The sequence below is a fragment of the Roseivivax sp. CAU 1761 genome, assembly GCF_054482755.1.
The window spans coordinates 803-7,940 of the sequence record NZ_JBTLRM010000059.1 but is presented as its reverse complement, the minus strand read 5'-3'; the positions used below and the strand labels follow the sequence as shown (position 1 = coordinate 7,940).

6 protein-coding genes are annotated in these 7,138 nt (G+C 71.9%); 4 read left to right on the top strand and 2 right to left on the bottom strand.

What is annotated here, in order from left to right; genetic code table 11:
- Positions 1-926 precede the first annotated feature (926 nt).
- On the top strand, positions 927-1,211 hold the full coding sequence (locus tag ACXYMW_RS19515; RefSeq protein ID WP_459037000.1) for a rod-binding protein: 285 nt from the start codon (positions 927-929) through the stop codon (positions 1,209-1,211).
- Positions 1,204-1,587, top strand: coding sequence for a flagellar protein FlgN (locus ACXYMW_RS19510; protein WP_459036999.1), 384 nt, complete (start codon positions 1,204-1,206; stop codon positions 1,585-1,587). The genes ACXYMW_RS19515 and ACXYMW_RS19510 overlap by 8 nt, the downstream gene beginning before the upstream one ends.
- Before the next feature lie 163 nt (positions 1,588-1,750).
- Here the strand turns inward: ACXYMW_RS19510 and ACXYMW_RS19505 are convergent, their stop codons facing one another.
- Positions 1,751-3,211 (bottom strand): flagellar hook protein FlgE, encoded by a 1,461-nt coding sequence (locus tag ACXYMW_RS19505; protein WP_459036998.1) that lies wholly within the window; start codon positions 3,209-3,211, stop codon positions 1,751-1,753.
- A 103-nt stretch (positions 3,212-3,314) separates the two neighbouring features.
- Entirely contained in the window at positions 3,315-4,109 is a 795-nt protein-coding gene (locus tag ACXYMW_RS19500; RefSeq protein WP_459036997.1) for a flagellar motor protein MotB, read from the bottom strand.
- Positions 4,110-4,321: 212 nt separating this feature from the next.
- On the opposite strand from ACXYMW_RS19500, the gene ACXYMW_RS19495 reads away from it, so the two are divergent.
- Both ACXYMW_RS19495 and ACXYMW_RS19490 read left to right on the top strand, forming a co-directional pair.
- On the top strand, positions 4,322-6,448 hold the full coding sequence (locus ACXYMW_RS19495; RefSeq protein WP_459036996.1) for a YjbH domain-containing protein: 2,127 nt from the start codon (positions 4,322-4,324) through the stop codon (positions 6,446-6,448).
- Positions 6,449-6,450: 2 nt separating this feature from the next.
- Positions 6,451-7,116 carry a YjbF family lipoprotein gene (locus ACXYMW_RS19490; protein ID WP_459036995.1) on the top strand — a complete coding sequence of 222 codons (666 nt, stop codon included), beginning with the start codon at positions 6,451-6,453 and terminating at the stop codon, positions 7,114-7,116.
- Positions 7,117-7,138 lie beyond the last annotated feature (22 nt).

The following is a 7,138-nucleotide window of genomic DNA, read 5'->3' as shown; positions in this document are numbered from 1 at the left end:
GCGCTGCCGCCCCTTCGGGCGCGGCACCCTGTCCTGGCCCGGGCCGGAACGCGGGCGGCGCCAGGGATGTCTCCGGACCGGTCCGGGACGTGTGCGGATCGGGCGCCCCCGGCGCCGCATTCGGGTCGGCGCGAGCGGCCGCCTCCGGACGGGTCCTCGGGGCCTCTAAGGAAGTTTCGGGCGATGCCCCGGGTGGCGCGGGGGCCGCGCCGGGCGCGGCGACAGGCGGCCGCCCGGCCGTCCCATCGGCGGGAGCTGCCGGTGGCAGGGCCGCGGCCGCGCCGCGCGCCGGCCCGGCAGCGACCGGCGCTGCGGTGCGGTCCCGGGGTGGCGGGCCAGCCGTCGTTGGCTTTCGGGCGTCCGGCGCAGGCGCGCCGCCGCGTCGGCCGGCAGCGCCGATGGCGGGGATCGGCAAAGGCGGGTCGGGGGGCGTTTCGGTTTCGGCGCGGCGTTCCGCATTGGCGGGTGGGTCCGGATGCGTCGGCCCGGGCGGGCCGGGCGCGGCGTCGCGCGCCGTGGCGGCCTCCGCCGCGGGGCCGGGACCCTCCGGCCCGGCTTCGCCCCGCTTCTCGGCGCCCGCGGCCAGTGGTGCGGCCGCGGACGGCGCGGGGTCGGAGCCGCCGTCCGCGGGCTCCGCATCGGCGCGCGGGCCCGTCCCGTGGGCGGCAAGAATGTCCTCGAAGCTTGTCCCGCGCGCGGTGCCCTGGCCCCCGGGCATGGGGCCGGTCCGGGTTGCCGCGCGCGGGTCGCCCGGGGCCGCCACAAGGGCGCTGGCGGCGGCGGCGCGGCCCTGGGAGATTTCGGGAATCACTGTCATGGGCCACACGCTGGTCTGGATCGCGGAGACAATCGCACCGGGGCCTTACCGAATCTTTACCGCCGCACGCTCAGCTTGCGAAAAGTTTCACAGCACCGGAGCGAACCGCATGGCGCAGGAAGTTTCATTGGCGGGCGCGCCCGCACGGCTCCCGCCGGTCCGGCAGCCGGCGCTGATGCGCGCCGCGGCCGGGTTCGAGGCGCGCTTCCTGTCGCAGATGCTGGCCGCGGCCAAGGTCGGCGAGCCGCTGCAGGGCTTCGGCGGCGGCGGCGCCGGCGAAGCGCAGTTCGCCTCCTTCCTGCGCGACGCCTATGCCGAGAAGATGGTCGCGGCGGGCGGCATCGGGCTGGCCGAGATGCTGTTCCACGCCGTCGCGGAGCGCTCCGATGGCTGAGACCGGCAGGGAGCCCGGGGCCGAGGCCGTGACCGAAGACCGCATCGCGGCGCTCGGGGCGCTGCTCGACCGCGAACGCGACGCCCTCCTCGACGGCGATTTCGACACCATCGAGCGCCTGGCGGCGGAGAGGGAGCGCCTCGTCGCGGCGCTGGCCGCCGCGCCGCCCGCGGAGGCCGGGGCGCTCGCCCCGCTGCAGGCCAGGCTGCGGCGCAACCGCGACCTCTTCGAACAGGCCCTGGCCGGGCTGCGCAGCGTCGGCGACCGGCTGGCGGCGCTGCGCCGCCTGCGCGAGGGCGCCGAGACCTATGACGATGGCGGCGCCCGGCAGACCCTCGCGGCGCCGCGGCGGCAACGCCTGGAACGCCGGGCCTGAGCCGCGGGAGGCGGGAAGTGACCTGTTTTCAGACAATTGCGGCTAATCCGGGGCCGGGATTAGGGAAGGTTTAACGGCTCCGGGCGACAGTGCCCCGGCATCCGATCGGATGGCGCGGGACCGGCCGGAAGGCGACCCCGTTGGTGTCAGAACGACGTTGGAGCTACGCCTTCGGGCGGCCACGCATCGTCGCTGGATTGGCGACAGAACCATAGGGTCCAAATAGCATGTCAAGCATTCTGACGAACAACGGCGCGATGGTCGCGCTGCAAACGCTGAAGTCGATCAATTCGGGTCTGCAATCGACCCAGAACGAGGTCGCCACCGGCAAGGCCGTGGCCTCGGCCAAGGACAATGCGACCGTCTGGATGACCTTGGCGTTCGACGAATAGGCGCGCTGGGTCTGGATCATGCTGGTCAGCTCGCTGGCCACGTCGGTGGTCGATTCCTCGCGCGCATAGGCCACGATGTCGCCGGTCGGCCCGTCCGCCGCGTCCCACAGGAAGTAGCTGCCGCTTTCCGGCGAGGGCATGTAGAGCTGGTTGTCCATCGCCACCATGCCGTTGGGATTGGGCAGGTCGACCAGCGGCACCTGGAAGACCGTGCGGGTGATGCCGGTGTCGAAGAAGGCGTGCACGAAGCCGTTGGCATCGACCTCCACGGAGGTCATGTTGCCCACCGGCGAGCCGTCCTTGGAGATGTTGAGCGGCGCGAAGCTGTCGGAGAGCTGGGTGATGCCGTCGCTTTCGCCGGGCCGGCCGATGGTGATCTCCATCGGGCCGCCGGCGACGTTGACGATGAACGACCCGCTGACCGCGTCATAGGCCCCGCCGGAGACCGTGGTGACGCTGGCGATGCTGCCGCCGGCGGCCTGGCTGCTGTCGAAGACGATGTCGTATTCGCCGATCGTGGTGCCGGGATTGACCGAATCCTCGATCACCATGGTCCAGGTGTTGGAGGCCGGGCTGGCGCCGGGCACGGTGGGGGTGAAGGCGATGTTGAGGTTCTCGGAGACGCCGAGATTGTCGAAATACTCCACTGGCAGGTCGAGCGTGGCGCCGCCGGCGCCGGGGATGGTCTCGGTCGCCGGCAGGTTGAGGCCGAGCGAGACCCGGGTGGTGGGCTCGCCCGAGAAGCGGTTAACGTTGATCCGCACCGGCTCCAGCGCGTCCGAGGTGTCGCGCGGATAGGTCGGCACGCTGCCGTCGGCGGCGGCCGGCCAGCCCAGCAGCATGAGCCCGGTTTCGCTGCGCAGGTAGCCGCCGGCATCGGTGCGGAACGACCCGGTGGTGGTCAGGAACATCTGCGGCGCTCCGTTGCCGGCCTCGACCTCGGTGCCGCGGGCCACCGGCAGGAAGCCGCGGCCGCGCACCGCCAGGTCGGTCGGGTTGGTGGTCGAGACCAGCGACCCGCTCTGGTCGATCAGGCGCTGCGAGGTGGTGCGCACGCCGCCGGCATTGTAGGTCACGCCGGTATCGGCGGAGACCATGGAGTGGAAATCGGTCTCCACCCGCTTGTAGCCGTAGGTCGCGGAATTGGCGATGTTGTCGGAGATCGAGGCCAGGCGGCTGGCATTCGCGGCCAGTCCAGCAACACCGGCGTTCAGGGAGGAGGAGATGGTCATGCCACGCCTTTCAGGATTGCTCATGCGCTCCATGCCTCTGATAGGGGCGCCGGTTTAACGGCCCGCTAACAGGTAAAATCGTCTTGATTCCGGGCCGCGGCGCTCAGCGCAGGAAGACGATCTCGACGCGGTTGTTGAACAGGCTCATCGGGTTGTCGTGGGCCGGGCTGCGGTCGCCGTGGGCGACGATGCGGGCGATCCGCGCGTCGCGCAGCCCGGCCGCCACCAGCGCCCCGCGCAGCGCCGCGCCGCGGGCGGCGCTGACCTCCCAGGCGGGATCAACGGCAAGGGCGCGCGGATAGCTCGCGCTGTGGGTGCCGAGCGCCACCCGGTTGACCACCAGATCGCCCAGCGAGGCCACCATCCCGAGCAGCCGCTCGAGCAGCGGGCCGGGTCGGTTGTCCGGCGCGAACAGCGGCGCGCCGGGCAGGTCGTGCAGCCCGATCACCAGCCCCTGGTCGGAGATCCGCGCCCGGACATGCTGCAGCAGGCTGTTGCCCTCGGCGGCCTCGATCACCTTCTCGAGCAGGACCCGGCGCGCCTCCTCGAGCGCCGCGGCCGACTTCGCCGTGTCGCCCTGCGCGGCCATCTCGGCCGGGCGGTCGCCGGCGCCGACGCGCGGCAGCCGGTCGTCGCCGATCACGGTGGGTCCGGCCAGCATCTCGCTGCCGCCGCCGGAGGTGCGGCTGATCGAGATCGTCGGGCTGAAATAGTCGGCCAGGCCCTTGCGCTGCTTTTCGGTGGTGGCGTTGAGCAGCCACATCAGCATGAAGAACGCCATCATGGCGGTGACGAAATCGGCATAGGCGACCTTCCAGGCGCCGCCGTGATGGCCGCCGCCGCCGACGACCTTCTTGCGCTTGATGATGACAGGCGCGACATTTCCACCGACTGACATCGGTCCACTCCCACAAAACCCCGTCCCCTGACTAGGTCAAAGAGCTTGCCGAAGCTTTAAGGCGGCCCCGGGCGCCGGGGCGCGGTCGGCGGCCCGCCGCCGCGCCGCGGTGCCGAAAGCCCACAGGCCAACCTCCGGCTGCGAAGGCGCGTGGACTTCGCGTCCGGCTTGCCGCTAGAACTCGGGCCAGGACGCACAGAAGGAGCCTCCCGATGCGGTTCGACCCGGCCACCGGCCGCCGCCATCTCCGCCGCGCGGCGCTGCTCGGACTCACCGCCCTGACCGGCACCGCCGCGGCGCAGCAAAGCGTGGAGTTTCCGTCCTACAACCTCTACGGCGCGCCCGGTCTGATCGACACGCCGACGGCCGAGATGGCGCCCGACGGCACGCTCGCCCTGACCTTCGGCAATCTCGGGCCGGTGGATCGCGGCACCCTGACCTTCCAGCTGCTGCCCCGCCTGAGCGGCAGCTTCCGCTATGCCCGGTTGCGCGATTCGACGCTCGACAACCGCGACGACTATTACGACCGCAGCTTCGACCTGCGCTTCCAGCTGCTGACCGAGGGCGCCTACCGCCCGGCGGTGGCGGTCGGCCTGCAGGACTTCATCGGCACCGGGCTGAACAGCGGCGAATACGTCGTCGCCACCAAGGAGGTGGTGCCCGGGGTCAAGCTCACCGGCGGCCTAGGCTGGGGCCGGCTGGCCAGCCATTCGCCGATCGGCAGCCTCGGCAGCCGCGACCCGCTGGTCGTCGGCCGCGGCGGCACGGTGGATTACTCGCGCTTCTTCCAGGGCGATGTGGGCGTCTTCGGCGGCCTGTCCTGGGCGGTCAGCGACAAGCTGCGCCTGGCGGTGGAATATTCCTCGGACAGCTACGACCTCGAAGAGCGCAATTCCGATTTCGACCACCGCGCGCCGTTCAATTTCGGCCTCGACTACCGGCTGCGCGAGGACGTGCAGCTGTCCCTCTACCACGCCTACGGCAACGAGGTGGGCTTCCAGGTCAGCCTGCTCAACCACCTGAAGAGCGCGCCGGTGCCGGGCGGCAACGAGGCGGCGCCGCTGCCGGTGCGGCCGCGCGGTGCCCGCGCCGTCGATCTGGGCTGGAGCAACAACAGCATCGCGCGCAACCAGGTCCGCGGCGATCTCGGCCGCATGCTCGACGAGCAGGGCATCGGCCTCGAGGGGCTGGCGCTGGAGCCGCGCCGCGCCGTGGTCCGCATCGACAACCGCCGCTACAACGTGCCGGCCCAGGCCATCGGGCGCACCGCGCGCGCGATGAGCCGGGTGCTGCCGGCGGCGGTCGAGGAATTCGTCATCATGCCCAGCGAGGGCGGCGTGCCGGCCTCCGCCATCGTGGTGCAGCGCAGCGATCTCGAGACGTTGGAATTCGACGCCGCCGAGGCCATCCTGGCCCGCGCCGCAATCGTCGACGCCGCCGGGCTGGTGCCGCCGACGGCGCCCGAGGCCTTCCCGGATTTCGAATGGTGGCTGGGTCCCACGGCGCGCTACAGCACCTTCGATCCCGACGACCCGCTGCGCATCGATTACGGTATCACCGCGAGCGGCACCCTGCGGCTGACGCCGGGGCTGGAGCTGGCCGGCGCCGTGACCCGCCGCCTGGGCGGCAACATCGCCGAGGCCGACACCGACACCGCCAGTCCGGGCGTGCCGGCGGTGCGCACCTCCTACGCGAAATACGCCCGCGAGGGCGACACCGCGATCGACTACCTGACGCTGGCGCATTACGGCCGCCCGGCCGAGGCGCTCTACAGCCGCCTGACCTTCGGCTATCTCGAGCGGATGTATGCCGGCGCCTCGGGCGAACTCCTCTGGAAGCCGGTCGACAGCCGCCTGGCGCTCGGCGCCGAGCTGAACGCCATCCAGCGCCGCGACTTCGACATGGGCTTCGGGCTGCAGGACATGCAGACGATCAGCGGCGAGATCCCGAACCTCAACGGCCATGCCACGGCCTATTACGATTTCGGCGGCGGCTTTCGCGGCCAGCTCAGCGCCGGGCGCTACCTTGCCGGCGACTGGGGCACCACGGTGTCGCTCGACCGCGAATTCGGCAACGGCTGGAGCGTCGGCGCCTTCGCCACCTTCACCGAGCTCAGCGCCGACGAGTTCGGCGAGGGCTCCTTCGACAAGGGCATCCGGGTGACGCTGCCGCTGAACTGGGCGCTGGGCACCGCCAACCGCCGCAAGAGCGACGTGACGATCCGCCCGATCACCCGCGACGGCGGCGCGCAGCTCTATGTCCGCGGCCGGCTCTACGACCGCGTGCGCGGCGACCACCGGCCGGAACTGGCCGAGACCTGGGGACGGTTCTGGAGATGATCATGCGCCGCATCCGACCCGTCCTGCTCCTGGCTGCGCTGGGCCTCGCCGCCGCCTGCACCAACAAGGCCGACCGCGTCACCCAGATCGACGTGCTGGGCCAGCTCGCGGACCGGCTTGGCGGCGGCCGTCCGGAGCCGCTGAGCCCGGCCGAGATCTCCGCCGCCGTCGCCTCGGTGCCCGGCCCGGTGAAGTTCGTCGAGGTCGAAGAGCGCGGCGGCCAGGGCATCTTCGTGGCGATCCAGCGCAACGGTCCCTACACGACCTATGCCACGCCGGCGGGCCTGTCGGTCGCCTTCCGCGACGGGCTGGCGGTGCAGGGCCGTGGCTTCGGCGGCGACCTGATGTCGTCCGACGAGGATCGCCTGCTGGCCCTGCTGCGGGCCCGCCGGAGCGGCGCCGCGCCCTACGTGATGCGGTTCCTCGACGGCGAGAACAAGACCGTCACCTACCGCTACACCTGCAACGTCCTTCCCGGCAGCCGCACCGCCTATGCCGCGGGCGCCGTGCAGGCGCCGGCCACCCGGCTCGAGGTGCATTGCGTGAGCCCCGAGGGCCCCGACCACATCTCCACCTTCACGGTGGACGATGGCGGCGAGATCCTCGCGGCGCGGCACTGGTTCGGCCCCCTCACCGGTCACCTGGTCTACCGCACGCTGCGGCGCTGAGCCGGCTCGGGCCGGCTCGGGC